Annotated in this window: 19 protein-coding genes and 1 pseudogene; 9 read left to right on the plus strand and 11 right to left on the minus strand. The window is 70.4% G+C overall.

Annotated elements, in window-relative coordinates:
* Both WME82_RS22440 and WME82_RS22445 read right to left on the minus strand, forming a co-directional pair.
* Positions 1 to 2229, minus strand: a complete 2229-nt coding sequence (locus WME82_RS22440) for a type VI secretion system Vgr family protein (protein ID WP_438044462.1) — start codon at positions 2227 to 2229, stop codon at positions 1 to 3.
* Between the two features lie 219 nt (positions 2230 to 2448).
* Complete coding sequence (locus WME82_RS22445) at positions 2449 to 4908, minus strand: DUF2169 family type VI secretion system accessory protein (RefSeq protein ID WP_438044921.1); 2460 nt, start codon at positions 4906 to 4908, stop codon at positions 2449 to 2451.
* Between the two features lie 199 nt (positions 4909 to 5107).
* Between WME82_RS22445 and WME82_RS22450 the strand changes: the two genes are divergently transcribed.
* The gene (locus WME82_RS22450) at positions 5108 to 5746 is read left to right on the plus strand and encodes a winged helix DNA-binding protein (RefSeq protein ID WP_438044463.1); all 639 of its coding nucleotides are present in this window, start codon (positions 5108 to 5110) and stop codon (positions 5744 to 5746) included.
* Between the two features lie 92 nt (positions 5747 to 5838).
* Positions 5839 to 9495, plus strand: a complete 3657-nt coding sequence (locus WME82_RS22455; RefSeq protein WP_438044464.1) for a hydantoinase B/oxoprolinase family protein — start codon at positions 5839 to 5841, stop codon at positions 9493 to 9495.
* A 186-nt stretch (positions 9496 to 9681) separates the two neighbouring features.
* Here the strand turns inward: WME82_RS22455 and uxuA are convergent, their stop codons facing one another.
* Positions 9682 to 10755, minus strand: coding sequence for a mannonate dehydratase (gene uxuA, locus WME82_RS22460; protein ID WP_438044465.1), 1074 nt, complete (start codon positions 10753 to 10755; stop codon positions 9682 to 9684).
* Between the two features lie 70 nt (positions 10756 to 10825).
* Positions 10826 to 12412 (minus strand): pectinesterase family protein, encoded by a 1587-nt coding sequence (locus WME82_RS22465; RefSeq protein WP_438044466.1) that lies wholly within the window; start codon positions 12410 to 12412, stop codon positions 10826 to 10828.
* 185 nt (positions 12413 to 12597) lie between these two features.
* On the opposite strand from WME82_RS22465, the gene WME82_RS22470 reads away from it, so the two are divergent.
* Together WME82_RS22470 and WME82_RS22475 are read left to right on the plus strand one after the other, a co-directional pair.
* Positions 12598 to 15342, plus strand: a complete 2745-nt coding sequence (locus WME82_RS22470; RefSeq protein ID WP_438044467.1) for a bifunctional acetate--CoA ligase family protein/GNAT family N-acetyltransferase — start codon at positions 12598 to 12600, stop codon at positions 15340 to 15342.
* Between the two features lie 128 nt (positions 15343 to 15470).
* On the plus strand, positions 15471 to 16847 hold the full coding sequence (locus tag WME82_RS22475) for a DUF5939 domain-containing protein (RefSeq protein ID WP_438044468.1): 1377 nt from the start codon (positions 15471 to 15473) through the stop codon (positions 16845 to 16847).
* A gap of 174 nt (positions 16848 to 17021) precedes the next feature.
* Here the strand turns inward: WME82_RS22475 and WME82_RS22480 are convergent, their stop codons facing one another.
* The 5 genes from WME82_RS22480 to WME82_RS22500 form a co-directional block, all read right to left on the minus strand.
* Positions 17022 to 17450 (minus strand): hypothetical protein, encoded by a 429-nt coding sequence (locus WME82_RS22480; protein ID WP_438044469.1) that lies wholly within the window; start codon positions 17448 to 17450, stop codon positions 17022 to 17024.
* A 22-nt stretch (positions 17451 to 17472) separates the two neighbouring features.
* Positions 17473 to 18513, minus strand: a complete 1041-nt coding sequence (locus WME82_RS22485; RefSeq protein ID WP_438044470.1) for a DUF4419 domain-containing protein — start codon at positions 18511 to 18513, stop codon at positions 17473 to 17475.
* A gap of 132 nt (positions 18514 to 18645) precedes the next feature.
* Complete coding sequence (locus WME82_RS22490; protein ID WP_438044471.1) at positions 18646 to 19176, minus strand: HD domain-containing protein; 531 nt, start codon at positions 19174 to 19176, stop codon at positions 18646 to 18648.
* Between the two features lie 60 nt (positions 19177 to 19236).
* Positions 19237 to 19773: a hypothetical protein gene (locus WME82_RS22495; protein ID WP_437917063.1), complete on the minus strand. Its 537-nt coding sequence runs from the start codon at positions 19771 to 19773 to the stop codon at positions 19237 to 19239.
* A gap of 53 nt (positions 19774 to 19826) precedes the next feature.
* Positions 19827 to 20186, minus strand: a complete 360-nt coding sequence (locus WME82_RS22500) for an SLOG family protein (protein ID WP_438044472.1) — start codon at positions 20184 to 20186, stop codon at positions 19827 to 19829.
* A 166-nt stretch (positions 20187 to 20352) separates the two neighbouring features.
* On the opposite strand from WME82_RS22500, the gene WME82_RS22505 reads away from it, so the two are divergent.
* Positions 20353 to 21312, plus strand: a complete 960-nt coding sequence (locus WME82_RS22505; RefSeq protein ID WP_438044473.1) for a helix-turn-helix domain-containing protein — start codon at positions 20353 to 20355, stop codon at positions 21310 to 21312.
* 54 nt (positions 21313 to 21366) lie between these two features.
* On the opposite strand, the gene WME82_RS22510 is transcribed toward WME82_RS22505, so the two are convergent.
* Positions 21367 to 22350, minus strand: a complete 984-nt coding sequence (locus tag WME82_RS22510; RefSeq protein WP_438044474.1) for an MBL fold metallo-hydrolase — start codon at positions 22348 to 22350, stop codon at positions 21367 to 21369.
* Positions 22351 to 22843: 493 nt separating this feature from the next.
* On the opposite strand from WME82_RS22510, the gene WME82_RS22515 reads away from it, so the two are divergent.
* The 3 genes from WME82_RS22515 (at position 22844) to WME82_RS22525 (ending at position 25474) form a co-directional block, all read left to right on the plus strand.
* On the plus strand, positions 22844 to 23233 hold the full coding sequence (locus tag WME82_RS22515) for a hypothetical protein (protein WP_437747529.1): 390 nt from the start codon (positions 22844 to 22846) through the stop codon (positions 23231 to 23233).
* Between the two features lie 257 nt (positions 23234 to 23490).
* The gene (locus tag WME82_RS22520; RefSeq protein ID WP_438044475.1) at positions 23491 to 23955 is read left to right on the plus strand and encodes a hypothetical protein; all 465 of its coding nucleotides are present in this window, start codon (positions 23491 to 23493) and stop codon (positions 23953 to 23955) included.
* Between the two features lie 127 nt (positions 23956 to 24082).
* Complete coding sequence (locus tag WME82_RS22525) at positions 24083 to 25474, plus strand: MATE family efflux transporter (RefSeq protein WP_438044476.1); 1392 nt, start codon at positions 24083 to 24085, stop codon at positions 25472 to 25474.
* A gap of 36 nt (positions 25475 to 25510) precedes the next feature.
* On the opposite strand, the pseudogene WME82_RS22530 reads toward WME82_RS22525, so the two are convergent.
* A pseudogene (locus tag WME82_RS22530) lies at positions 25511 to 25648 on the minus strand (serpin family protein); the annotation flags it as partial.
* Positions 25649 to 25746: 98 nt separating this feature from the next.
* Between WME82_RS22530 and WME82_RS22535 the strand changes: the two are divergent.
* A complete protein-coding gene (locus tag WME82_RS22535; RefSeq protein WP_438044477.1) occupies positions 25747 to 25929 on the plus strand; it encodes a hypothetical protein in 183 nt (60 codons plus the stop codon).
* Positions 25930 to 25945: the final 16 nt, after the last annotated feature.

Here is a 25945-nt window from a genome sequence, read left to right on the forward strand (position 1 = left end):
TCACTGCCCGAGCCCCGTGAGCGCCACGTTCTCCGGCTCGGGCTTCACCGGCTCGATCACCTCTGCCTCCTTCGCCTCCTCCGGCGCCTCGGGCTCCGCCCCCACGCCGGACCCCGCCGATCCGCCGCTGTTGATCTTCACCAGATCCCCCTGGATCGTCACCCCCTGGGCGTCGATCCGGATGAAGCCGCCCGGCCCCTTGAGCGTGAGATCCTTCACCGCCTCGATCACGAGCGCCGTGCCGGCCTTGAGGTGGATCTGCTTGCCGGCCTCGAGCGCGTGGCTCTTCGCGATCTTCTCGTGCCGGTCTTTCCCGACGGTCAGCGACTCCTTGCCGTCGATCTGCTCGTTCCGCTTGCCCTTCACGCGCAGGTGGGCGTCGCCCTCGACGCGCTCGCGCTTCACCTGCCGCACCACGAGGTCCTGATCCTCCCCGACGAAGAGCGCGACGCCGCCGTCCGTCCGCTCGCTCTCGTCGCCGATCACCAGCTTGCCGTGCGCCCCGCCGACCACGGTGAGCCGGTTCGCGCCCGTGATCTCGGTGCGGTTCACGCCGGTGACCTCGGTGAGGTTGCCGCCGGTGGTCTCGAGCTCGTTGCGCACGACGAGCTTCTGCCGGTCGTGGCCCACCGTGATCGCCTCGTCGTTCTTGACGAGCTTGCGCAGGTCCCGCTGGGCCTGCAGATAGACGAGCTCCTTGCCCTTCAGGTCCTCGAACATGATCTCGTTGGAGCCGTTCGAGCCAGGCGAGGAGTCGCTCTTCCAGGTGCTCCTGGTCTTGTGATCGGGCAGCTTGTACGGCACCTTCTGCGCGGCGTTGAAGACGCGGCCGACGATGACGGGCTGGTCGGGATCGCCGTCGAGGAACGCGACGAGGACCTCCTGGCCGACGCGCGGGATCACGATCATGCCGTATCCGGTGCCCGCCCAGCCCTGGCTGACGCGGACCCAGGAAGAGCTGTTGTCGTCGAGGCGGCCCTCGCGGTCCCACGGGAACTGGACGCGGACGCGGCCGAGCTCGTCGACGTGGATCTCCTGGCCCGCGGGGCCCACCACGGTCGCGCTCTGGACGCCCTCCACGCGCGGCTTCGGCGTCCGCTGCGGGGGGTGATAGGGCACGTCGGTGAACACGGCCTCCGCCGACGTCCTCCACTCGACCGTGGGAGAGCCCTCCACCGTGCACGCGCTGACGAGCAGGCTCGCCGCCTCGCCGAGCTCGGCGTGCGGGTGGTGCTCGATCGAGCAGATCGACCCCGGCATGAGGTCCATCGCGTTCGTCTCGAACGACACGAGCCGCTTGCCGGCGCGGGCGCCCGAGAGGAGCCGCTCGGCGCGCGCCTTGCCGTAGGCCTCGTCGTACCGCGCGACCCCCTTGTCGTCCGCGACCGGGGTGCCGCCGCCCTTGCCCGTCTCGACGAGGAACGCCCCGGGCTCGTACAGGTACTGCTCCAGCCTGTCTTCAGGCTCGGGCGCCCTCGGGGCCTCGCCGAAGAGCGGATAGGCGGGGTTGCGATGGTCGTAGTCGCGGATCGTGAAGGCGCCGGGCCGGACCTCGTGGGCGAGGCGCACGCGGGCGACGAACTCCGTCTCGCCGACCTGGTTCGCGCTGTTCACGAAGCGCAGCGGGCCGCCTGTGCGCGGCTCCCCGGCGTGGGGCCGGTCGACGAGCGTGAGCGCGGAGCCGCCCGCCTCGTCGTTCGCGAACACGAACGCGATGCCCGCCTCCTCGAGCAGGCGGCTCAGGAACGCGTAGTCGGTCTCGCCGTACTGCGCCTTGTACTCGAGCTTCGGGTACTGGCCCCGGTTGATCTTCCAGACGGGCGCGATGGACCACTCGCCGAGGAGCCTGTCGACGATGTCGGGTATCGCGAGGTGCTGGTAGATACGGTAGTTGCGGCGCTGGCCGAGCAGCCAGAGCGTGGGCACGATGCGCAGGTGATAGGTCGACACCTCGAGGGCGCTCGGGGACGTCTCGACGGCCTCGACCTGCTCGATGTTGCTGACGATGCCCGCCCAGAGGCGCGCGCCGTCGCCGCGCACGGCGCGGACGCCGCTCGCGGCGCGCAGCGACGCGGGCAGCCCGACGATGGCCTGGAGATCGATCGAGCTGCTCTCCGACCGGGCGACGACCGAGACGGTGAACGGCGTCGATATCGCCTCGTGGACGCTGAAGTGATGGACGGAGAGCGAGGCCTCTCCGCATTCGAACGAAAGCTCCAGGTGCGGCATGCGCGGATCCTCAGGTGCCCTCTACGCGCGGAGTCGGGCGCTCACCGAGCGAGGGCCGGAGAGCCACGACTATCCGAGGCACGTCGACATGGGAAGAGACAGCACGGGGAGAGTCATCACAGGAAGAGGTCATAAGGAAGAGACGATGAGGGAAGAGGCGATGAAGGTCGTTCACGTTCACACAGGTCACACCTCGCGCGCGCGTCTCCGTCAGAGGCGTCAGCGGCGCGCGGGGAGCGGCGCCACGCGGGCCAGCGCGAGGACGCGCAGCGCGACGGCGTGCGACTCGCTCTGGTCGACCTGGAGGTGCAGCTCGGCGACGAGCCGTGACCGGAAGCGCTGGTACAGGGGGAGCTGCTGCGCGAGGGCCTCGGGGAGGTAGGCCGGGATCTGCTGCGACGAGCCCGAGGGCTGGAGCAGCGCGCGCAGGTGGGGGCCGCCGAGGACCGGGCGCTTCTGGTAGTGCCGCTGGTCGAGCAGCACGCGCTCGGTCTGCGCCTTGAGGTAGCCCGGCGGGGCGCCTCGCTTGCCGTCGAGCGCCTCCTTGATGCGCGTCGTCAGGCCCTCGGCGACCGACGGGGCGCAGCGGAGGTCCGGCAGCTTCAGGAAGTCCTGCGCGGCCGCGACCGCCGCCTTGAGCTGCTCGTCGTTGCCAGCGAGCGGCGCCGCCGCGGTGACCGTCGCCTTCAGGGTCTCCAGCTCGTCGAAGTGGAAGATCAGCTCGCCTGCGAGGAGGCAGACCGGCGGGACGAACTTGCCGCCCTCGCGCACGGCGTCGACGACGGCTTCCTGCGTGCCCTCGGCGTCCGTCGCGCTGGCGCGGGTGATGATCTCGAAGACCTCGCGGTGATCCTCGACCGCCATCGGATCCTTCGCGAGCGCCGGCCCGTCCGCCTCGCGGTCGATCGGCCGCTCGTCGAGCTCCTCGAGCAGCGGACGGAAGGCGGGCTGGCGGCGGACACGCGGGACGCTCTCCGGGTCGTACCAGAGGAGGTGGACGATCTCGGGGGCGCTCGAGCGGGCTCCGGCCGGCGCCTTCGCGGAGGACGGCCGGGCCGGGGCCGGCGCGCCGTCGGGTCGCGGCGGGACGACCGACGGCGCAGGAGAGGCCTGGGCCTGGACCGCGGCGGAGCCGACCGTGGGCGCGGGCGCGCCGTGGGCGCGCGAGGCGCCAGCCGCCCAGGGGCTCTCGGCGGCCGACGGGACCACGGCGGCCGGCGGGACGACCGCGGGCGGGGTGATCGCAGCCGGGGCGACCACAGCCGGAGCCGACGTTGGCGCGACCGCAGGCAGGGCGACCGCCCCCGGGGTGACCGACGTTGGCGCGACCGCGGGCGGGGCGACCGACGCTGGAGCGATCGCCAGCGAGGCCGCCGCAGCGGAGGCGACCGACGTTGGCGCGCCCGACGCTGGCGCGACCGGGGGCGGGGCGACCGCTGGCGAAGCGACGAACGGCATGCCGGCGAAGCGCTGGAACGCGGACTTCGCCGCCGGCGACGGCTGCGGGGCGCCGGCGGGCGTGACGAACGGGAGCGCCACACCCCCTGCCCCGGTGGTCGGCACCGTCTCGCCGAGCGAGCTCGCGGCGAGCTCCACGCGCACCGCCCCGCGCGCGGCCCGCGCGCCAGGGTCGCTCGATCGTGGCGAAGAAGGCACCTCGCGCGCCTCGCCCGGCTCGCTCTCGCGCCGCGCGGACGAGATCGGCGCGCTCGCCGGCGCGCTCACCAGGCCGATCCGCACCACGCCCGCGTCGTGCGGGTGCGCGAGCGGGATCTGCCCGCGCCACGTCATCGCGCACACGGCGCGATCCGTGTGGATCCACAGCAGATCCGCGCGCATCGCGACCGGCTGAGGGGCCTGGCCCGGGCGCTCCACGAAGGCCTGAGGGCGCTCGCCCGCGAGGCGCGTGGCGAGGTGCGGGTGCTCCGGGTGCAGGTTCTCGAGCACGAGGCGCTCGTCCCCGCGGAGCGCGGCGAGCTGCTGATCGGGCGGGGCCGCGTTGAAATACGACGCGTCGATGTCGGCCGGTAGCGGGCTCCGCTGCCACTCGCCCGACGCGAAGGCCGCGGCGTGGCGCCCGAGCTTGCTCCGGCGCGCGGGCCAGGACGGGGCGACGGGGCCGAAGCCGATCGGCTCGACGACGTCATCGGGGCCCGAGACGACCGTGCCCGGCGGCACGAGGTTCGGGAGGCGGCGCCCGCCGTACGCGTCGCGCGCGCCGGCCGCGACGCCGACCGCGTTCACCGTGTCCGCGCCCCCGGCGGCGCGCTCCCACAGGAGCGGCATCCGCGCGAAGGGCTGCCCCCCGCGCGGCGCGCCGTCCTTCATGAAGGTCCTGTCGCACACGACCTCGATCGACTTGTCGATCTCGGCGATGGCGAGCCGGGCGACCAGCGAGCGGACCGGCGCCTGGCCCGGCGCGAAGGCGTGGCCCACGAGCACGACGTCCACGCGCGGGCGGATCGGGACGATGTCCGTCGAGGCGAAGAGGCTGAACGCCGGATCGTCGCGCCAGTGCGCGTCGGCCTCGAGCAGCGCCTCCTGCTCCGGCGCGAGCGGCGACTCGCCGGGCCGCAGCGCGAACGTGGCCTTGCAGACGAACGTGAACATCCACGCGCCCGGACGCGGTTGCCAGAGGAGCGAGGCCACGGGGAGCGGGCCGACGGCAAGGACCTCCATCAAGCCGAGATATCACTTTTACGTCCAGGACAGCAATTCCCGGAACCCTGCGAGCTTGCAGTGGCATGGGCGACGGCCGCCTCTCTGGGGGATCTGACGTCGCCACGCGCAGGGGTGGCGCCGGTCTGCGCGATCAATACACAAACAAATTGTCGACATTTTGTTTGTAAATTATTTATACCAACCTCATACTTCAGACATGGAGAAACCCCGAGGGCGCGCCTCGAAGCGCCGCGGCGCCGCGTCGCAGGGCCCGGCGCAGCACCTGGAGCAGACGCCTCAGCCGGGGAGCGACGCGCGCGATCGCTCCGATCCGGAGGCCCCGGAGGGCCAGGCGGCGGCGCCGCACATCGTGTCGTCGGCGCACCTCGTCTCGCCGCGCAGCCCGGAGCTGAGCGAGCTCGAGTTCGGCCTGATCGTCGCGAACAGCGCGTTCTCGCGCTGGATGGTCCACTGCATGGCCGCGGCCGGGCTGCCCGATCTGACGCCGCTCGACGTGCGGGTGCTGCACCACGTGAACCACCGCGAGCGCGACAAGCGGCTGTCGGACATCTGCTTCGTCATGAACGAGGACACGCACGTCATCAGCTACGCGCTGAAGAAGCTGCAGGCCCTCGGCGTGGTGGAGGCGAGCCGCAAGGGCAAGGACGTGACCTACGCGACCTCCGCGCAGGGCCGCGAGCACGTGCGGCGCTATACCGAGCACCGCGAGGCGTTCCTCGTCGCCGCGCTCGATCCGGACGAGGCGCAGAACCAGAAGCTCGGCGAGCTCGCGCGGCTCCTGCGCAGGCTGTCCGGCGTCTACGACCAGGCGGCCCGCGCCGCCGCCTCGCTGTGAGCCGAAGGGCGCGGCCGCCCGCGATGCCGTGACCCGTGACGCGCCCGCCCCTCCCGCGACCCGTGAAGAGACCTCAACAAGGAGTGGAGTCCATGACCTCGACCTCGCACAAGTGGCAGTTCTGGATCGATCGCGGAGGCACGTTCACGGACGTCGTGGCCCGGCGGCCCGACGGCTCGCTCACCACCGCCAAGCTCCTGTCGGAGAACCCCGAGCAGTACGCCGACGCGGCGGTCGAGGGGATCCGCCGCCTGCTCGGCCTCGCGCCCGGTCAGGTCATCTCTGCCGCCGAGGTCGAGTGCGTGAAGATGGGCACCACGGTCGCCACGAACGCGCTGCTCGAGCGCAAGGGGGACCGCACCGTGCTGGTCACCACGCGCGGCTTCCGCGACGCGCTGCGCATCGGCTACCAGAACCGCCCTCGCCTGTTCGATCGCCATATCGCGCTGCACGATCTGCTCTACGAGCGCGTGGTCGAGGCCCGCGAGCGCGTCGGCGCGCGCGGCGAGGTGGCCGAGCCGCTCGACGGCGAGGCGCTGCGCGGCCCGCTCTCGGAGGCGTTCGAGGCCGGGATCCGCGCCTGCGCGATCGTCTTCATGCACGGCTACCGGTTCACCGCGCACGAGCGGCGGGCGGCCGAGATCGCGCGCGAGGTCGGGTTCACCCAGGTCTCCGCGTCACACGAGGTGAGCCCGCTGATGAAGCTCGTCTCGCGCGGCGACACCACGGTGGTCGACGCGTACCTGTCGCCCATCCTGCGCCGCTACGTCGAGCAGGTGGCCAGCCAGATGCCCGGCGTGCCGCTCTACTTCATGCAGTCGAGCGGCGGGCTGACGCTGGCCGGCCGCTTCCAGGGCAAGGACGCGATCCTGAGCGGCCCGGCAGGCGGCATCGTCGGCATGGTGCGCACCGCGCTCGCGGGCGGGCACGAGAAGGTGATCGGCTTCGACATGGGCGGCACCTCGACCGACGTGTCGCACTACGCGGGCGAGCTCGAGCGCGCCTTCGAGACGCAGGTGGCCGGCGTCCGGATGCGCGCGCCGATGATGAGCATCCACACCGTGGCCGCGGGGGGCGGCTCGCTCCTCGGCTTCGACGGCGCGCGGCTGCGCGTGGGGCCGGAGTCGGCCGGCGCGAACCCGGGGCCGGCGTGCTACCGCCGCGGCGGGCGGCTGGCCGTCACCGACGCGAACGTGATGCTCGGCAAGATCCAGCCGGAGTTCTTCCCGCACGTGTTCGGCCCGGGCGCCGACGCGCCCCTCGACCGCGAGGTCGTCGAGCAGCGCTTCCGGGCCATGGCGGCCGACGTGCAGCGCGACACGTCGCGCCCGATCACGCCCGAGCAGCTGGCCGAGGGCTTCCTGCAGATCGCCGTCGCGAACATGGCCAACGCGGTGAAGAAGATCTCGGTGGCCCGCGGGCACGACGTCACCCAGTACACCCTGCAATGCTTCGGCGGCGCCGGCGGCCAGCACGCGTGCGCGGTGGCCGACGCGCTCGGCATGCGCCGCGTCTTCGTCCACCCGCTCGCGGGGGTCCTGTCGGCCTACGGCATGGGCCTCTCGGACCAGAGCGCGATCCGCGAGGCGGCCGTGGAGCGGCGCCTCGACGAGGCGGGGCTCTGCGCGGCGCGCGAGGCGCTCGCGCGCATCGGCGGCGACGCGGAGGCCGAGCTCGTGGCGCAAGGGTTCTCGCCGGAGCGGGTGCGGCTCGTCCGGCGCGTCCACGTGCGCTACGAGGGCACCGACACCGCCCTCGTCGTGCCCGACGGCAGCGCGGAGGCGATCCGCGCCGCCTTCGACGCGGCCTACCGCAGGCGGTTCGCGTTCCTGATGCCGGACAAGGCGCTCGTCCTGGAGAGCGTCTCCGTGGAGGCGATCGGGCCGGGCGAGGCCGCCGAGGAGCGGCCCGCGGAGGCGCGCTCGCACCGCCCCGAGGCCGACGCCCGGGTGCGGATGTACGCCGAGGGGGCGTTCCACGACGCGGCGCTGTACCGGCGCGAGCGGCTCGGGCGCGGCGCGGTGATCGACGGGCCGGCCATCGTGGCCGAGGCCAACGCGACGACCGTTGTCGAGCCGGGCTGGCGTGCCGAGATCACCGCGCTCGGTCACATGGTGCTCACCCGGGTGGCGCCGCGCCCGGAGCGGCGCGCGGTGGGCACCGAGGTCGACCCGGTGATGCTCGAGGTGTTCAACAACCTGTTCATGAACATCGCCGAGCAGATGGGCCTGCGGCTCCAGAACACCGCCCACTCGGTCAACATCAAGGAGCGGCTCGATTTCTCGTGCGCGCTGTTCGACGCGGAGGGCAGCCTGATCGCGAACGCGCCGCACATGCCGGTGCACCTCGGCTCGATGGGTGAGTCGATCAAGACCGTGATCGCGCGGAACCCGGGGATGAAGCCGGGGGACGTCTACGCGCTCAACGATCCGTACCGCGGCGGCACCCACCTGCCGGACGTGACGGTGGTCACGCCGGTGTGGGACGAGGCGGGCGCTCGCGTGCTGTTCTACGTGGCGTCGCGCGGCCATCACGCGGACATCGGCGGCATCACGCCGGGCTCGATGCCGCCGTTCTCCAGGACGATCGAGGAGGAGGGCGTCCTCCTCGACAACGTGAAGCTGGTCGAGGCCGGGCGGCTCCGCGAGGCGGAGATCCTTGCGTTGCTCGGCGCGGGGCCGTACCCGGCGCGCAACCCGCAGCAGAACCTGGCCGACCTGCGCGCGCAGATCGCGGCGAACGAGAAGGGCGCGCAGGAGCTCGCCGCGATGGTGGCGCAGTTCGGCCTCCCGACGGTGCAGGCCTACATGAAGCACGTGCAGGACAACGCCGAGGAGAGCGTGCGCCTCGCGATCGCGCGGCTCGACCCGGCGCTCCTCCACGACGGGCGCTTCTCGCTGCCGCTCGACAACGGCGCGACGATCGAGGTGGCCATCCGGATCGACCGGGAGCGCCGCGCCGCGGTCGTGGACTTCACCGGCACGTCCGGGCAGATGGAGAACAACTTCAACGCGCCCCGCGCTGTGACGATGGCCGCGGTGCTCTACGTCTTCCGCACGCTCGTGGACGACGACATCCCGCTCAACGCGGGCTGCCTGAAGCCCATCGAGGTCGTCATCCCCGAGGGCTCGATGCTGAGCCCGCGCCCGCCGGCCGCGGTGGTGGCGGGCAACGTCGAGGTGTCGACCTGCGTCACGAACGCGCTGTACGGGGCGCTCGGCGTGCTGGCGAGCAGCCAGCCGACGATGAACAACTTCACGTTCGGCAACGAGCGGCTCCAGTACTACGAGACGATCTCGGGCGGCTCGGGGGCGGGCGTCGAGATCGGCGCGAGCGGAGCGGGGGCTGAGCGCGGCTTCGCGGGCACGAGCGTCGTGCAGACCCACATGACGAACTCGCGCCTGACGGATCCGGAGGTGCTGGAGCACCGGTTCCCGGTGAGGCTGGATCGCTACGAGATCCGCGAGGGCTCGGGCGGGGCCGGGCGCTTTCCGGGCGGGAACGGCGGCACGCGCGCCGTGCGCTTCCTGGAGCCGATGACGGCGTCGATCCTGTCGAACGGGCGCTCGACGGCCGCGTTCGGCCTGGCGGGCGGGCGGGCGGGCGCGCCCGGGCGCAACCTGGTGGTGCGCGCGGACGGCTCGGTCGAGGTGCTGGAGCACATCGGATCGGTCGAGATGGGGAGCGGCGACGTGTTCGTGATCGAGACGCCGGGGGGCGGCGGGTACGGAGCGCCGGTGCCCGCGTGAGGGCGCGTTCCTGAAGCATTCCCTCGAATTTTTCGGGAAGATTCACAGGGAGGCGGGGAGACGGGGAGTAAAACCCCACATCTTCCCGTGAATCTTCCCAGTTAAAAATGCCAATAGAATGAGGGGAGTTGTCAGGCGCATTCCGCTGATAAAGCAGGCGTCCTGCTCCCCTACCCGCTCGCCCGCTCATCCAGGAGTCGGCGCCTTGGCAGCGGGTCCGGGCGAGAGCTTGCACGTGGCCTCCCACAGACCGTTGAGGTACACGAGGCCCAGCGCGCGGTCGTACAGGCCATATCCAGGCTTGCCCGTCTCACCCCAGATCATGCGGCCGTGATCCGGGCGCACGTAGCCGTCGAACCCGACGTCATGGTACGCCTTCACGATGGCGGCCATGTCGAGCGACCCTTCACAGGACAGATGGGCGGATTCGAAGAAGGTGCCGTCCTCCTGGACCGCCACGTTGCGCAGGTGACCGAAGGGAATGCGGCCCATGCCGCCGAACTCGCGCACGAGCGATACGATGTTGTTGCACAGATCGGCGCCCAGCGAGCCGGAGCACAGCGTGATGCCGTTGGCCGGAGAATCGACTGTCTTCACGAGGCGCATCAGGTCGTCGCGGTTCTTGACGATGCGCGGCAGGCCGAAGATCGGCCGGGGCGGGTCGTCCGGGTGCATGGCCATGCGGACGCCGACCTCCTCGGCGACCGGGATGATGCGCCGGAGGAAGTGTTCCAGGTGCTCCCATAGCGCCTCTTCGCCTACGCTCTTGTACTCGTCGAGGACGGCGCGCAGCTGCTCCGGCTTGTAGCTCGAGTCCCAGCCGGGCAGCGAGATGCCCTGTTCCGGGTCGATCTCGGCCACCGCCTCGGCGTCGAAGGCCAGGGTCAGCGAGCCGTCGGGCAGCTCTCTGGCCATCTCGGTGCGGGTCCAGTCGAAGACCGGCATGAAGTTGTAGCAGATCACCTTCACGCCGGCGGCCGCGCAGTTGCGGATGTTCTGGCAGAAATTGTCGATCAGCCGCTCGCGGGCCGGCTTGCCGAGCTTGATGTCCTCGTGCACCGGCACGCTCTCCACCACCTCGAACCGGAGGCCGACGCCCTCGATGCGCGCCCTGAGCGCCTGCAGCCGCTCGACCGGCCACACCTCGCCCACCGGCACATCGTAAATAGCCGAGACGATGCCGTAGATGCCCGGGATCTGACGGATGTACTCGAGCTTCACAGGGTCGTTCTCGCCGTACCAGCGAAAGGTCATCTTCATCGTTTCGGTCCTTCCAGCGTCACGGGTCATCCCGTGCAGAGCTCAGGGTTCGAGGCGCCGCGCGGCCGCCTCAGCGCGGAGGGGCCCAGCCGCCGAGCACGATCGCCGGATCGCGCATCATCGCCGCTTGCTCGGCGGAGATCTGCGTCGATCCGGCGGCACGCCCGCTGGTGTCGATGAGGCGTCCATCCGCGTCCCGGCTCTGGTACTCCCAGAAGCGGAGGGAGCGCGGAGGAGACCCGCCCGTGATCGTCCACCCCGCCCGCGAGATGTGGTTGCCGAGCGTGCAGTTGACGTACGCGACGTGGCTCGCCGGATACTGGCTCACGTCGATCCTCGCCAGGGTGTTCCCCGTGATGCCCGCGTCGCTGGTGATGCGCGAGTCGACGAAGACATAGCCGTAGCCAGAATCGCCGTTTCGCGCCTGCACGATGTAGCCGGATCGACCGACCGTCTTGATCTCGCACCGGTTGAAATACGCCGCGCCCGTGCCCCAGACGAAGTCCACGTTCCCCGCGATCGTGCAGTTGTCCGCGTAGAGGCGCCCGGACCAGAGCAGCGTGTCCTGGAGGCTCAGGATGTCGGCGTCGCGCACGACGCACCTGTCGCAGTCCTGGAGCCGCAGCGCCTCCGCCTGGGAGCCGCCCTGCGGCGTGAGGTTGTGGATGGTGAGGTTCTCGATGATCAGGTCGCTCACCTTATCGGCGCCGACGAGCGCGCGCCCCCTGGTGCTCGGGTTCAGGTTGTTGTTGTTCGTACCCGAGAGGACCGTGCCTTTGCGATCGGCCCCGCGCAGCGTGATGTTGTGCTTGTTCTCGAAGTAGACGACCCCGTGGTGGACGCCGCGCTGAACGGTGATGACCACGCTGTCCCGGTTGTTCGCGGGGACCGCGTCGAGCGCGCCTTGCACGGAGCAGAAGTCGCCGGAGCCGTCGAGCGCCACATCGAGCGACGAGACGCTCGATGGGCCTGCGCCCGCCGTGTCGAAGCGCCACGCCGTCGCGTCCGCGATCGCGAACGAGCCGCCCCCCGGGGGGACGATGGCGCCGGGGTCGACCGTGACGTAATAGGACTGGCCGTAGTCGAGCGCGCGCGACGGCAAGGACACGACAGCATCGTTGCCGTCCACGTACACCGGGCGAGGTACGTTGAACGTCCTGCCGCCGATCGTGGCGCTCACGGTCATCGAGGCCATGTCGACCGTCGCGACCGCCGCGCCCGGCCGGGCGGCGTTGTACACGCGAACGGCGCCCGCGCTGCCCAGCGTCGGAGCGCCGGGGAACGTGATGCGGAGCGGCGGATCCGGGCACAGCCCCCGGGCGCCCGGCGCGGGGAACAGCGCGCTCACGCCGGCAGGGAGGTCGACCGGATCCGCGCCGCCGTCGCCTTGGCTCGCGCCCGTGCCCTCACCGCCGCCGGCCGCACCTGCACCGCCCGCTCCCGCGCCGCCCGATGCGGCGCTGCTGGTCGACCCGCCGCCGCCCGACGCCGCGCTGCTGGTCGACCCGCCGCCGGTCGATCCGCCGCTCGTCGAGGCGCCGGCGGTCGAGGCGCCGCTGGACGCCTCGGCGCTCGTGTCGTCCGCCGTCCCGGCGCCCTCGCAGGCGATCGAACACAGACCGAGGAGCCCGAAGAGAAAAAGTCGAGAGCGGATCATGGCGCCGGCGCAGGGTATCAAGGCGCTGCGCGGCCTGGCAATCTGCGCTCAGGGCACGGAACGTGCTTGTGCTCTGATTCCAGAGACGCCCCATGCTCCCGGCCCGTTCGCGTGGCACGACGGCCATCGTCGTTCCCGCGCAACGGCCCCTGGTGCGTTCGCCCCATCCCCCCTCGAGGAGCTTCATGGCTGACTCCGTACCCATGACCGACCGTGCCCACGACGTCCTTCGTCAGGAGCCTCAGAGCCTCGACCCCATCTTCAGGCCGCGGAACGTGGCGGTCATCGGCGCGACCGAGAACACCGGCGCCGTCGGCCGCACGCTCCTCTGGAACCTGATCAGCAACCCGTTCGGCGGCACCGTCTTTCCGGTGAACCCGAAGCGGCAGAGCGTCCTCGGCATCAAGGCCTATCCGAGCATCGCGGCCGTGCCGGCGAAGGTGGATCTCGCGGTCCTCGTCACGCCCGCCGCGAGCGTGCCGGGCCTCATCGGCGAGTGCGTGGACGCCGGCGTCCCCGGCGCGATCATCATCTCGGCGGGATTCAAGGAGATGGGGCCCCCTGGCGTCCAGCTCGAGCGGCAGATCATGGAGCGCGCCCGCGGGAAGATGCGCATCATCGGCCCGAACTGCCTGGGCGTCATGAACCCGATCGGCGGACTCAACGCGACGTTCGCGAAGGGGCAGGCGCGGCCGGGCAAGGTCGCGTTCATCAGCCAGTCCGGCGCGCTCTGCACGGCGGTGCTCGACTGGAGCCTCAAGGAGCAGGTCGGCTTCAGCGCGTTCGTCAGCGTCGGCTCGATGCTCGACGTCGGCTGGGGCGACCTGATCGACCACCTCGGCAACGACCCCAAGACGAGCAGCATCCTCATCTACATGGAGTCGATCGGCGACCCGCGCGACGCGCGATCGTTCCTGTCGGCCGCCCGCGAGGTGGCGCTCACCAAGCCGATCATCGTGATCAAGCCAGGCCGCAGCGAGGCGGCGGCGAAGGCGGCCGCCTCGCACACCGGCTCGCTCACCGGCTCGGACGAGGTGCTCGACGCGGCGTTCCGGCGCGTGGGCGTGCTGCGCGTGAACGACATCGCGGACCTGTTCTCCATGGCCGAGACGCTGGCCAAGCAGCCCCGGCCCCGCGGCAACCGGCTGTGCATCGTCACCAACGCCGGCGGCCCGGGCGTGCTGGCGGCGGACGCGCTCGTCGCGAACGGCGGCGAGCTGGCGCCGCTCTCGCCGGAGATCCTTGGCGAGCTGAGCGGCTTCCTCCCCGCCGCGTGGAGCCGCAACAACCCGGTCGACGTGCTCGGCGACGCCGGCGAAGGCCGCTACGCGAAGGCCCTGGAGATCTGCGCGAAGGACCCGAACAACGACGGCGTGCTCGTCATCCTCACGCCGCAGGACATGACCGAGCCGACCCAGACCGCCGAGGCGCTGCGCAAGCACGCGCACGTCGAGGGCAAGCCGGTCCTCGCCAGCTGGATGGGCGGCGTGGAGGTGGAGGCGGGCAAAGCCATCTTGAACCGCGCCGGGGTCCCGACGTTCGAGTACCCCGACACCGCCGCTCGCGCGTTCTGCTCGATGTTCCGTTACGCGTACGCCCTCCGCGCCCTGTACGAGACGCCGAGCACGGACGAGCGGGCGTTGAACGTCGATCGCGAGAGGGCCAGGGAGCTCATCGCCGGCGTGCGCGCGTCGGGGCGGACGCTCCTGGATGAGGTGGAGTCGAAGCAGCTCATGGCGGCGTACGGCATCCCGACGGTGCCGACCGCCGTCGCGAGGAGCGCGGACGAGGCCGTGGCCACGGCCGGGGAGATGGGATATCCGGCCGTCCTCAAGCTGTACAGCGCGACGATCACCCACAAGACCGACGTGGGCGGCGTGAAGCTCGACCTGCGCGACGACGACGCCGTGCGCAGGGCGTTCGAGGAGATCCAGGAGAGCGTCTCTCGGCGGGCCGGCGCGCAGCACTTCCAGGGCGTGACGGTCCAGCCGATGATCTCGCTGAAGGACGCCTACGAGATCATCCTCGGCAGCTCGATCGATCCGCAGTTCGGCCCGGTGCTCCTGTTCGGGGCCGGCGGGCAGCTCGTCGAGATCTTCAAGGACCGCTCGCTCGGCCTGCCGCCGCTCAACGCGACGCTGGCGCGGCGCATGATGGAGCAGACGAGGATCTACCGCGCGCTCAAGGGCGTGCGCGGCCGCAAGCCGGTGGACCTCACGATGCTCGAGCACCTGCTCGTGAGGTTCTCGCAGCTCGTGATCGAGCAGCGATGGATAAGCGAGATCGACATCAACCCGCTCTCCGTGAGCGCGGAGGGGGCCATCGCCCTCGACGCCCGCGTCGTCCTGCACCCGCCGGACACGCCGGAGTCCGCGCTCCCCAGGTCGGCGATCCGCGAGTATCCCACGCAGTATGTGACGGAGCTCGAGAGCAAGGACGGGCAGGCGTTCACGATCCGGCCCATCCGCCCCGAGGACGAGCCGCAGATGGTCGAGTTTCACCAGAAGCTGTCCGAGCGGACCGTGCGGCTCCGGTATTTCTACCCGATGCAGCTCGATCTGCGCACCGCGCACGAGCGGCTGACGCGCGTCTGCTTCGCGGACTACGACCGCGAGATGGCGCTCGTCGTCGAGAAGCCGCCCGCGGGCGGCGCGCAGAGGAAGATCATCGGCGTCGGCCGGCTGAGCAAGCTGCCAGGCACGCGCGACGCGGAGTTCGCCCTGCTGATCAGCGACGAGCACCAGAGGCAGGGGCTCGGTTCCCGGCTGCTCGGCCTCCTCGTCCAGATCGGCCGCGACGAGGGGCTCTCCCGCATCAGCGCGGACATCCTGGCCGAGAACGTGGAGATGCAACGCGTGGCGCAGAAGCTCGGCTTCCGGGTGACGCGCGAGATCGGGGACTCGACCGCGAGGGCGGAGCTGACGCTGTAGGCGCGATAGGTCCTGTGCGACAGCCGCGCTGCTGGAGCACCCGTGGGAACGTTGGGGGGCGGCGCGGCCGGGCACGCACGTGGCGCTTCCCGCCGCCTGCGAGACATGCGCATGCTCGGGGAGCAGCCATGGATATCCACCGTCTGAAGACCCTGTTCGAGCGGCTCAGGCAGCAGCACCCCGCGAACGCAGGCGAGATCGATGCGGTCGAGCGATGGCTCCACGACGCGCCGCTCATCCGTCGCTACCGTATCAACCCCCACGTGGTCGCGGCGGACACCGCGCTCGACGCGCACGCGGTCATCCGCGTCCTGCTGCACGGCACCCAGACTGGCCTCTTCGACATGCACTGGGACGTCCACTGCGGCCATTGCAACATGCTGGCCGAGGCGATCGATGACCTCGCCACGGCCGCCGCCGTCTCGTTCTGCCCGATGTGCGAGTACTCCTTCGACGTCGACATCTCGGCGCGCGTCGAGGTGACGTTCTCGCTCGGCCGGTCCATCGAGGACCTCGGCTTCCCTCCGGTTTGCCAGCCGCCGTCGGCGCTCCACCCCCGCTATGGCATGACCGCCGCGCTCGGCGAGACCGCGGCGGCGACCGAGGTGCTCACCGCGGGCCGCTACCGCTACTTCTGCCCGTTGACCCGCGCCAAGGGCATCCTTCGCGTCGAGGGTGAGCCCACGGACGAGGTGCAAGCCGCCGCGATCTCGCAGCTCGCGGGACCCCACTACGACGTGACGGAGCTCGTGGTGCGGCCCGGCCCGATCAAGATCGCGCTCACCAACGTCGGCTGGCCGCAGTGCGGCTTCATCGTTCATCGCGATGACCTGAGGGACGAGCTCGATCCGGCCAGCCTGCCGCGGCGGCTCAGCGGGCTCGAGCTGCTCCACGTGCCGGAGTACCGGCGCTACTTCGGCGGCATGGTGCTGTCGGCGCGGGAGCGGCTGACGGTCCGATCGGTCCTCGTCGTCTTCACCGATCTGTGCGGCTCCACGCGGCTGTACGAGCGGATCGGCGACGCCCCCGCGTACAACCTGGTGCGCGATCACTTCGACATCGTGATTGGCGCCGTCGAAGCTCAGGGCGGCGCGGTGGTCAAGACGATCGGCGACGCGGTCATGGCCACTTTCCTGGACGAGCGGTCCGCGGTGACGGCGCTGAGCGCAGCCATGCGCGGCATGCTCGGCCGCAACGCCGGCCGGCCCGAGGGCGAGCGCCTCGTGCTCCGGGCGGGCATGCACCGCGGCCCGGCGTTGCTCGTCAACCTGAACCAGCGACTCGACTACTTCGGTCGCACCGTGAACACGGCGGCGCGCCTGCTCGGCGTCTCGTCAGGCGGCGAGCTCACCGTCTCTGCGCCGCTCGCCGCCGACGCCGAGCTCGTCGGCCTGCTCACCGATGAGGGCTGGACGCCGCCGCGCGCCTCGCACGTCGATCTGAAGGGGATCGAGGGGACCCGCACCGTGCATTCGGCGGGCTTTCCCGGCATGGCTGCGCGCTGACGCGCGCGCCTCTCCGACGCACCGGATCCGCTGACGAGCGCACGGCCAGCGGCGCGCTCCGCGCATCCCGCCGATCGCGTCAGCGAACCACGCACGCCTTGCGCGGCGTCGCACATCTTGCACGTGATGAGGGCAAACCGCTCCGCCCACCAGTTGGGCGGTCAACGAACGAAGTCATTCCGCCGGTTCTCCCGGCGCAAGCATTGTCGATCCGTCTTCGAACGTGACACGCACCGTGCCGTCCTGGAGGATGCTCTCGGCTACCCACCGCGGCCGATGTCCCCGAAGAGCATCGCAGATGCGCTCATGCAGCACGTCGAAGGACGTCGAGAGGTACTCCCGTGCGGACAGGACGAGCAGAGGGTCGCGGTAGCGCTGGCCGTCTTTCGGGGAGTCCTGACGGACGACGACGAGCGCGCGGATACCGCTGTGTACGCTGGATGCGAACTCGGGCAGAAAATCGTACGGGTCGGCGCCGCCCGGAGCGACAGGGCCGCAATGCTCAGGAACGGCTTGCCCATAAACATCGATCCAACCGCATCCGGCATGAGCGTCACCGTGGCGAGGGAACCGCAGGATCCAGCGTGTGATGTAGATGCTCATGGTGCCAGGCCATCACCCATCGTCATCGCTCGCCGATCGCCCAGCCGATCGCCGGCCTGACGGCCCCCGTGGTCGCGTCCTGCGAGACGCCCGTGAAGCCGCCCATGAAGACCATGGGAATCTTGGCTCCCAGGTATTCCCACGTGAAAGGGGCGGAAGATAGCCCCTTCGGAAAGTCGTGCATGGCCGGGCCACCGCCGAACTCGGCGCTCAGACCATCTTCCCAGCGCATGGCATACAGGTTCGGAGACGGTTCGCGCCTATTTGTCACAGCACCCTGCCCCTCGACATAGGGGAAGAGAACGTTGATCCAGCCGTTCACATAGGGTCCACCAGACTGGTTTTTTTGCTTGTAGAAGGACTGCCAGAAGGCGCGATCCACGTCGCCGCGCGCGGTCCGCACGATCCGGTCCAGCACGGGCAACAGCGTCGCCGTCCAGCCGGTCAGATCGAACTCGCTGAACATGTCGGCTCTTCTCCGGATCGACAGCCAGTCGTCCACCGTCCCGAGGAGCGTGATCTCTGGGATGCCGCTGAGCGAGACGAGCAAGTAATCGAAATACCGCTGCATGGCGTCGAAGAGCACGACCTCGGACGCGGCTCGTTCGATGGCACCGGTCGTCGAGAAGTCGGCCACGACGAGATCCCTCTTCTTGCCGACATGCTCCCCGATGCGACCAGACAGCTCGGAGAACATTGCCGGCCAGTCATTCGAGGGAGAGCCCTTGACGAAATCGTCGCGACGTACGGAGATGGTGAGCCTGTCGTCGTGGCTCACGAACCGGCGGCGCAGCGCCTCGGCGTGGAGCTTGACATGCGTCGCGAATCCCTGCGCGAGACAGAGCCAGACATCGTCCGGCGACAAGACGAGCGGGTAGTGCCAGTAGAAGGCCAGGTAAACTGCCTCGACGAACCCGTGAGCTCTCGACTGAATCAGACCGGGCAGGTTGCACGCGGCGGCTTCGAAACCCCGCTCCGACCGGACCTGAAGCGACTCTTCGAGCGTGATGGAGGGTCGTCCGCTTTCGCAACGCTTTACGTCCGAGACAGCAAATGTGATCATGACGTCATCCTTCTTCCTCCTGAATCGCCAGCGGCATCTCTGATGTCTGCCGTCATGGTCGCCCCAGGTCGCGGTGCCCTCCGAACGCTTGGCTGAGCCGCGGCGAGAGGCGCCGGCGGATCTATCCTGGAGTTAGCGCGTGTGTCGACTACGTTCCAGTCGCACGTGCCCTCGTTCAGCGATCCTCTCGAAGCAAGAGTCGAAGGGGATGAACAGGCCCCAGCGATCACGGCCGCCGCGCGCCGCGGCGTCCAGAAGCGCTCGCTCCTCCAGGTCCGGCGCGCGCACTCCCTTCCAGAGCTTGTCGGCCAGGGCGATGATGAGCTCCTCCAGTGTAGAGGCCATCTGCAGCCAGCGCGCGTGCGACAGGCACACTCTCGCGAGCGCCGGCGTGACCGAAGCCGCGAGGAGCATTCGCTCGCCTGCGGCTTCGTGCTCGTTGCCCGGCCCCGTGAGCTCTCGAGGGTGCTCGATCTTGCCGGCGTCATGGAGCACCACGCCAACCCGGACAAAGTCCTCGTCGATCGGAATGCCCTGCTCGCGGAAGAGGACGATGAGCAGATCGGCCGCTTCCCCGACGAGCTCGACGTGCCGCAGCAAGTGAGGCGGAGCGCCCAGGGTAGCGAGCAGCGATCTGGCGTCATCGCGGGAGGCGGGAAACATGAGACATCTTGCCCTTCACGCGTCTGGATGACCTCTCGCGATGGCCATTCATCCAATGGTTCACTTCCAGAATTGCCACCACTTTTTGCCCGGAGACGGCTGTTCCGTTTGCTCGCCCGGCCCCTCGTCCTCTCTGAAGTCCTTGTGCTGGACCACCTGGACACCGCCACAGGCACCGCAGAAGGCGCTGAACGCGTCCATGGTTGCGCCAGCAGGAATATTCGGGAAGACTTTCGAGATCAGCTGGGAAGGCGCGTCGAACAGCTCGTCCAGGCCGCACTTGCTACACGGGCCAATGGTCCAGTCTGCGCGCTCTCGCAGGTACTGCTCGCGGACCTGCAGCAGGTTCTCGCCGCCGGTCGGCGCGATGAACCGAACCTCTGCGCCTTCGCTGACGGTCTTCAACTGGTGCGGTTGGTTCAGGACCCGGGCGGTGAAGACATCGCCGTGGCATGCGGTGACGCGCACCCAGACGAGCTCCGGACGGCGATCGGTGAGCCGCGGCCCACCGTCGTGAACCAGGACTTGCAGGTCGTCCGGGTGGTCGACGTGGAAGCGGCCCTCGAGCCTCGGGTGCTGGCGCCAAGCTGCCGTCATGTCCCATAACCTCGCGTCAGTTGCGCTCGTGCCATGCGCGCCTTCCGTGCCCCTCACTCCACGAACACGCTCACCTCGACACCAGCCGCCTTTGCCAGCCCGGCGAGGTGTCCCGACCCGCGGCTCTTTTCGAACGCCGGATGAAACACCAGCACCCGCGCTACCCCGCTCGCCAGCATCCGCTCGTTGAGCCCCTTCCAGGCACCACGCTTGTACTTGGCATAGTCCGCCTTGTTCTTCGCCATCGGCTCCACCTCGAGCCCGAGCTCGGCTGCGACGCGCCCGGCGAGTGCGTCCGCGCCCGGCGAGTCGCCGTGGATCACGGTCGCCCCCGCCGGAAGCTTCGCCAGCTCGCGCCGGATCGCGCCCACGTCGGTCCACGCCACAGCGCCGGCGACGATCACGCGCGTCATTCCGCCATCCTACCCTCGAAGCGCGCGGAGCGGGAACATCCGGACGTACACACACCCCGCCTGTCCCTCCCGGCGCAGCACCCGCCCGCCGAACCATCCCGCTCTGTGGGGCGACCGCCTCGTCGAGCGTCCTCGCGGCGAATTTCGCCCTATCATCTCGGCGAGCATGGGACCGAGGAGTGCGACCCGCCGTGCCGAGGGGCTGGCCGCGCGCCGGGTGAGCGCGACGCCCCCTCCGGCCGGGAGCGTCTTGAAGGCGTCCGCCCCGCTCCTCGCCGGCTCGCCTGCGCCGGAAGCGTCGCGCGCGCAGGTCGACGTCGATGCGGTCGACCTGCCCGCGTTCGGCCTCGCCGACGATGTGCTGCCGTTCAGCGGCGACGTGCACGCGCACCGCAAGCACCAGCTGCTCTACGCGAGCGCGGGTGTCCTGCACCTCGAGGTCGGCAGCGCCCACTGGATCCTGCCGCCGCAGCGCGCGGCGTTCATCGCCGCCCACGTCATGCACCGCGCGCACGCCGCGGGGCCTGTCGCGCTGCGGACGGTGTACCTGTCGCCGCGGCTCACCCAGGTGCCGCTGCCTTCCGGCGACCCGCCAGGCGAGGAGCGCGTCGACTGCCGCGTCTTCGCGGTGACGCCGCTCGCGCGAGAGATGGTCCTCCACGCCATGCGCTGGGGGCCAGACCACGGCGGGCGCGATGCGACCGCCTCGCTCTTCTTCAAGACGCTCGGCGCGCTGTGCCGGGAATGGGTCGCCGAGCCGCTCCCGTTCAAGCTGCCGGTCGCTCGCTCGCCCGAGCTCGCCCGGGCGATGCGGTTCGCGCGCGAGCACCTCGGCGAGCGCCCGACCCTCGACGACGCTGCGCGCGCGGCGCGCACCTCGACGCGCACGCTGTCGCGGCGGTTCGTGGAGGAGGCGCGGACGACGTGGACCGAGTACCTGAGCACCGCCCGGATGCTGCGCGCGATGGATCTGCTGGCCGTGAGCGGCGCCCGCGTCACCGACGTCGCGATCGCGGTCGGGTTCGACAGCCTGGGGGCGTTCACCCGCGCGTTCGCCGCCTTCACGGGCGAGCGGCCGAAAGATTTCCGGGCCCGCGCGCAGGCGAACGAAGCGCCCACCGGGTGAAGCGGCGCGGCGCGCGCGAGCGAGCAGCGCGCCGGGGCGGCCGCGCCGAGGCCCTCACTTGCTCGCGATCGCGTTCACCAGCCCGTAGACGCCGTACTCGATCATGTAGGCGAGAGCGTAGTCAGGGAACTCGGCGCTCGCGAGGGCCGCAATCTTCTTGTGGTGGCTCGACGCCTCGGCCCCCGAGAGCTCGCTCTTCTTCGCGCCGAGCGAGGCAACGTAGCGCTCGACGAGGGACTCCATCCCGGTGAGGTACGCCTTCTGCTCATCCACCGCGGCGCGCACCGGGGCGGTCTGCCCCCGGCCGCCGTAAACCGTTAGCCCGTCGAACTCCAGCAGCTCGTCGAGCGCCGCGCGCCACGAGGCGAGGTCCGGCGACGGCTTGCCGTTGCGGATGCCGCCCTCGAGCCACGCGTGCGCCTTGTGGTGCACGAGATCGCCGACGACGAGCGCCCTGGCCGAGGGGACGATCGCGACGGTCTGCGTCGTCGAGATGCCGGCGTGCTCGAGCTCGCGCAGCTCGACCGCGCCGGCCTGCAGCGGGAGCGAGGTCGTGCCCTCGAACGTCACGTCGACGACGGCCTTCGGCGGGTACGTCTCCTCGGTGAACATGCCTGCGCCGATGAAGTACGCCTTTTTATAGGCGTGGACCTCGTCGATCGCGCCCGCGGTGGCGCGGCTCGCGACGACCTTCGCGCCGATCTTCTGGAACTCGGAGGTGCCGTTGAACTTGTCCGGATTCGGGTGCGTCACCACGACGTACGTGATCGGGCTCTGCGTCTCCCGGCGGATCTGCTCGATGGCGCTCCGGGCGTGCGCTCCGGTGAACTGGGCGTCGAACACGACGACCTCGCGCCCGGTGTCGTAGTAATACGAGCGCGTATCGAAGCCGGCGGCGTCCGACGTGAACGCGGCGAGCCGCGCGGCCGGCGCGCCGGTGGGGCCCTCCGCGGGCGCGCCCGGGCCCGCGGCCTCCGAGGCGCAGGCGGCGAGGGCGGTGAACGAGGCGAAAGCGGCGGCGCGGATGAGCTTCGACATGGGGGGTTCCTCTCTCGATGGCATCGCGGGGCGTCCTGCCCCGGAGACGGGGGAGAAGATGCGGAGATCGGCGCTGGCGCGCTTCCTTCCAGAAGCCAATGTTTTGCTCCTGCGCGCCAGCGTCGATCAGACCGTCGTACGCAGCCGCTATAGGCCGCCTCGGCGCCAGTCGGACCGGCCTCGGCTGCGCCCGGCCGACACGAAGATCGCCCTTACAGAAGTCGCATCGCCCTGTAGTATCGTCCACATGGGGGCAGCTCATGGGGCTGGGGCGCGGCGCGCGGGCGGCGCACTCGACAGCCCAGCGGCGACGGCGCTGGACGGGGCCACCCTGAACGCCATTTCATTGGGCGACGGGCTCATGTCTCTCCACGGCCCGAGACCCACCGCACACATCTCCATCGGAATCTCAACGACCTCGTCACCGAGGCTCTCCCTGGCCCCGTACCGCCTGAACGTCGAGGGGGAGCCCTCTCCCAGGAAGGGAACGTTGATGGCAGACTCGTTCAACCCGTACCAGGATTTTGCCGCCTGCCACCCGAACCTGCGGAAAGCGGTGTCTGAGGTCGTCGCCGACTGGGAGCCCGATTCGGCGCCCGCGACGGTCGTCTTCGGCCACATCGGTCGTGCGCTTGTCCAGCTTGAGTCCGACCTCGATGACACCACGCTTGATGAGGTTTCGCGGCTCGTGGAGCGTTCGCTGTCAGGAAGTGGCCCAGAGGCAGATGCGGTCGCGACGGGGCTCCTGGAGGCCATCTGCGCCCGCAGCGTTGCTGCCCCTGCCGCCGTTGCGCGCGTCGTCTCTCATCTGGGACCCGATGCGCGCGCATACATTCGGGCCTGGGATGCATTCACTGGAACGACGACTCCGGGCGTCACCTAATCGTGCTGGTGGCCATGAATGGCGGGGCACCGCGCTGCGCCGCCAGCGTCACCGCTTCACACCACGAGCTCGCCTGTCGACGGCGGTCGTGGTAACGCTGCTCCGCATGGCGAAGGCCGCGCGAACGGCGACGAAGAGCGGCACGCGATCCCCGCAGGGGCGCCGTTGCGTCCGCGTCTACACGGCGTGGCACCCGGTGCACGGTGCCGGCGGCCGCTCGCGAGGGCGACCATCTGCTGTACACTGTGACGCCTGGGATGGTCGCCGACCCCGGCGGGATCCCGGCGCTCTCCCCGGCGGAGATCGCGGTGTTCTGGGCGCTCCTCGAGCATGTCGAGCAGCTTCGACGTCCGCTCCCGGGGCGGAGGAAGCGGCACATGAAGGACGAAAAGCGGGTGGTCGAGGGCTTCGAGAAGGTGCTCACGCGCCTCGTCGCGCGGGTGCCGCCCAAGCAGCGGCTCGCCGGGCTCGCCCCAGAGCAGCGGCTCGCCGGGCTCGCCCCAGAGCAGCGGCTCGCCGGGCTCGCCCCAGAGCAGCGGCTTGCTGGGCTCACCGAGGCGCAGGCGGTGCTCGCCCTGCCGGACGCGATGCTCCGCGCGTTGTCCGCGGAGTACATCGCGACGCTGCCTCGCGAGACGCAGGCGGCGATCCGGAAGCGCCTCGGGGCGGCCTCGCGGCGGCGGCCGGCGCGTCGGCGAAAGGCGCGCAGCCCTTCGAGATGACACCTCGAAGCCGGAATCGGCGACGGCCGAGACGTGATTCGTTCTTTCCGACCGGGCGCCGAACGAGCCCATTCTGCCGCCCTGGCCGCGTGGAGTCGATGCGGCCGGATCAACGGACACCTGTGCCATGAGCGATAGAGACGCCCACAAGCAGTTCATCCTCGAAGGCGACCTGAAGGCCGTGATGTGGCGGCTCTCGTGGCCGGCCGTGCTGGCCATGGTCCTGTACGGGCTCAACTCGTTCCTGGACGCCGTGTTCGTGGGCCAGCTGATGAACGAGAGCGCCCTGGCCGGCGTGGGGCTCGCCTATCCCCTGTCGCAGATCACGCTGGGGCTGGGCAGCCTGATCGGGACCGGCGCCGGCACGGCGCTGAGCATCTACCTGGGCGCGGACGACCGGGGCAAGCTCCACGGCCTCCTGGGGAGCGTGAACGGTCTGTCGCTCCTCGTCAGCTTGCCGTACACCGTGCTCGCTTATTGGTTCGCAGAGCCGCTCGTGCGCGCGATGGGCGGCAGCGGGGAGATCCTCGCGCACGGCACCGCGTACTTCCAGGCGACGGCCCTCGGCGCGCTGTTCTGGGTGCACGGCCTCGCGGTGAACATGACCGTTCGCGGCGAAGGCAAGATGAAGACGGCGGCCTGGATGATCTCCCTCGGATTGGGGGTGGACGTCGCCTTGAAGCCGCTGTTCATCCACACGTTCGGCTGGGGCGTGCAGGGCGCGGCCTGGGCCACCAACGCGGCCATGTTGGTCTACTCGGCCATCGGGCTCCTGTACTACGCGAGGGGCCGCGCCTCGTTCGACACCGCCTGGCGCACGATCCGCATCGACCCGTCGATCCGGCGGCAGATCGTGTCTCTGGGCATGCCGGCGATGATCGTTTGCATCATGGGCGTCGTCCAGAACCTCGTGGTCTACGGGGCGGTGTCGACCCATGGCACGGAGCAGGACGTCGCCTTCTTCGCCGCCTGCAACCGCATCTCCATGTTCATGATGACGCCGCTGTTCGGCCTGATGCGGGCCTTGCAGCCCGTGGAGGGGCTCAGCTACGGGGCGGGGCGCTACGGAAGGGTGAAGCAGGCCTTCAGCCAGTTCTCGATCGCCGGGCTCGTGCTGCTCCTGCCGTTCTGGTTCTCGATGATGCTGGCCCCGGAGGCCGTCCTCGGCTCCATGCTGCCGGGGTTCGACTTCGCCGCGCAGCAGCTGCTCGACTTCCGGATCTCCGTCCTCGCCTTGCCCGTCATGCCGTGGGTCTTCATGGCGCTGGCGTTCTTCCCCTCCGTGGAGCGGGCAAAGCTCGCGAGCGCGCTCGCCCTTCTGAGACAGCTGGTGTTCTATCTCCCCCTGATGTGGCTCTTGCCCAAGATCGCCGGGGTGAGCGGGGTGTTCTGGGCGAACGCCGCGATCGACATCGCGATCTTCGTGCTCGTGATCCCCCTGGTCGGCCGGGAGTTCCGGAGGCTCGACGGGCGCGGCGAGGAGGCGGGCGCCCCGCTGCGCGAGGCGACCGCCGGCTGAGCCGCGCCCGCGCGCCGGACGCACGGCCTCGCGGCGCTACGCCGACGGGTCGGCCACGCGGCCCACGAACAGGATCGCGCTCGTCGCGTTGTCCCGGATGAAGAAGAAGAACGGGCGATCGAAGCGGATGGCCGCGGGCTCGGGCGGCCCGCTCTCGTCGAAGATCACCGCCGTCGCCGCGGCGGCCTACGTGCCCACCTCGTCCACGGAGACGAACGCCTTGTGGACAACGCCGGAGATGAACAGGCCGCCCTGCCCGTCGATCCCCGAGGATGGCGTCCTGTCCCGGCCCGAACCGCTCCGCGGGCGGTGGCAGCTCGTCCGGCGCAACGGTCGACTATCGCTGGGACGCTGGCGGCCAGGCGAGTTATTTCCTTGGCTTCAGCGAGCTCAGGGGCGCGACCGCCACATCGCCAGGGACCGTCGTCCTGCACGTCAAGGCGGTCGCGGAGTGACGTCGATCCTCGTGTG

The sequence above is a fragment of the Sorangium sp. So ce128 genome, assembly GCF_051525245.1.
GTDB lineage: Bacteria > Myxococcota_A > Polyangia > Polyangiales > Polyangiaceae > Sorangium > Sorangium cellulosum_B.

Coding starts and splice junctions, on each gene's coding strand:
- WME82_RS22440 (WP_438044462.1), bottom strand. CDS start 2,229: ATGCCGCACCTGGAGCTTTCGTTCGAATGCGGAGAGGCCTCGCTCTCC.
- WME82_RS22445 (WP_438044921.1), bottom strand. CDS start 4,908: ATGGAGGTCCTTGCCGTCGGCCCGCTCCCCGTGGCCTCGCTCCTCTGG.
- WME82_RS22450 (WP_438044463.1), top strand. CDS start 5,108: ATGGAGAAACCCCGAGGGCGCGCCTCGAAGCGCCGCGGCGCCGCGTCG.
- WME82_RS22455 (WP_438044464.1), top strand. CDS start 5,839: ATGACCTCGACCTCGCACAAGTGGCAGTTCTGGATCGATCGCGGAGGC.
- uxuA (WP_438044465.1), bottom strand. CDS start 10,755: ATGAAGATGACCTTTCGCTGGTACGGCGAGAACGACCCTGTGAAGCTC.
- WME82_RS22465 (WP_438044466.1), bottom strand. CDS start 12,412: ATGATCCGCTCTCGACTTTTTCTCTTCGGGCTCCTCGGTCTGTGTTCG.
- WME82_RS22470 (WP_438044467.1), top strand. CDS start 12,598: ATGGCTGACTCCGTACCCATGACCGACCGTGCCCACGACGTCCTTCGT.
- WME82_RS22475 (WP_438044468.1), top strand. CDS start 15,471: ATGGATATCCACCGTCTGAAGACCCTGTTCGAGCGGCTCAGGCAGCAG.
- WME82_RS22480 (WP_438044469.1), bottom strand. CDS start 17,450: ATGAGCATCTACATCACACGCTGGATCCTGCGGTTCCCTCGCCACGGT.
- WME82_RS22485 (WP_438044470.1), bottom strand. CDS start 18,513: ATGATCACATTTGCTGTCTCGGACGTAAAGCGTTGCGAAAGCGGACGA.
- WME82_RS22490 (WP_438044471.1), bottom strand. CDS start 19,176: ATGTTTCCCGCCTCCCGCGATGACGCCAGATCGCTGCTCGCTACCCTG.
- WME82_RS22495 (WP_437917063.1), bottom strand. CDS start 19,773: ATGACGGCAGCTTGGCGCCAGCACCCGAGGCTCGAGGGCCGCTTCCAC.
- WME82_RS22500 (WP_438044472.1), bottom strand. CDS start 20,186: ATGACGCGCGTGATCGTCGCCGGCGCTGTGGCGTGGACCGACGTGGGC.
- WME82_RS22505 (WP_438044473.1), top strand. CDS start 20,353: ATGGGACCGAGGAGTGCGACCCGCCGTGCCGAGGGGCTGGCCGCGCGC.
- WME82_RS22510 (WP_438044474.1), bottom strand. CDS start 22,350: ATGTCGAAGCTCATCCGCGCCGCCGCTTTCGCCTCGTTCACCGCCCTC.
- WME82_RS22515 (WP_437747529.1), top strand. CDS start 22,844: ATGGCAGACTCGTTCAACCCGTACCAGGATTTTGCCGCCTGCCACCCG.
- WME82_RS22520 (WP_438044475.1), top strand. CDS start 23,491: ATGGTCGCCGACCCCGGCGGGATCCCGGCGCTCTCCCCGGCGGAGATC.
- WME82_RS22525 (WP_438044476.1), top strand. CDS start 24,083: ATGAGCGATAGAGACGCCCACAAGCAGTTCATCCTCGAAGGCGACCTG.
- WME82_RS22535 (WP_438044477.1), top strand. CDS start 25,747: ATGGCGTCCTGTCCCGGCCCGAACCGCTCCGCGGGCGGTGGCAGCTCG.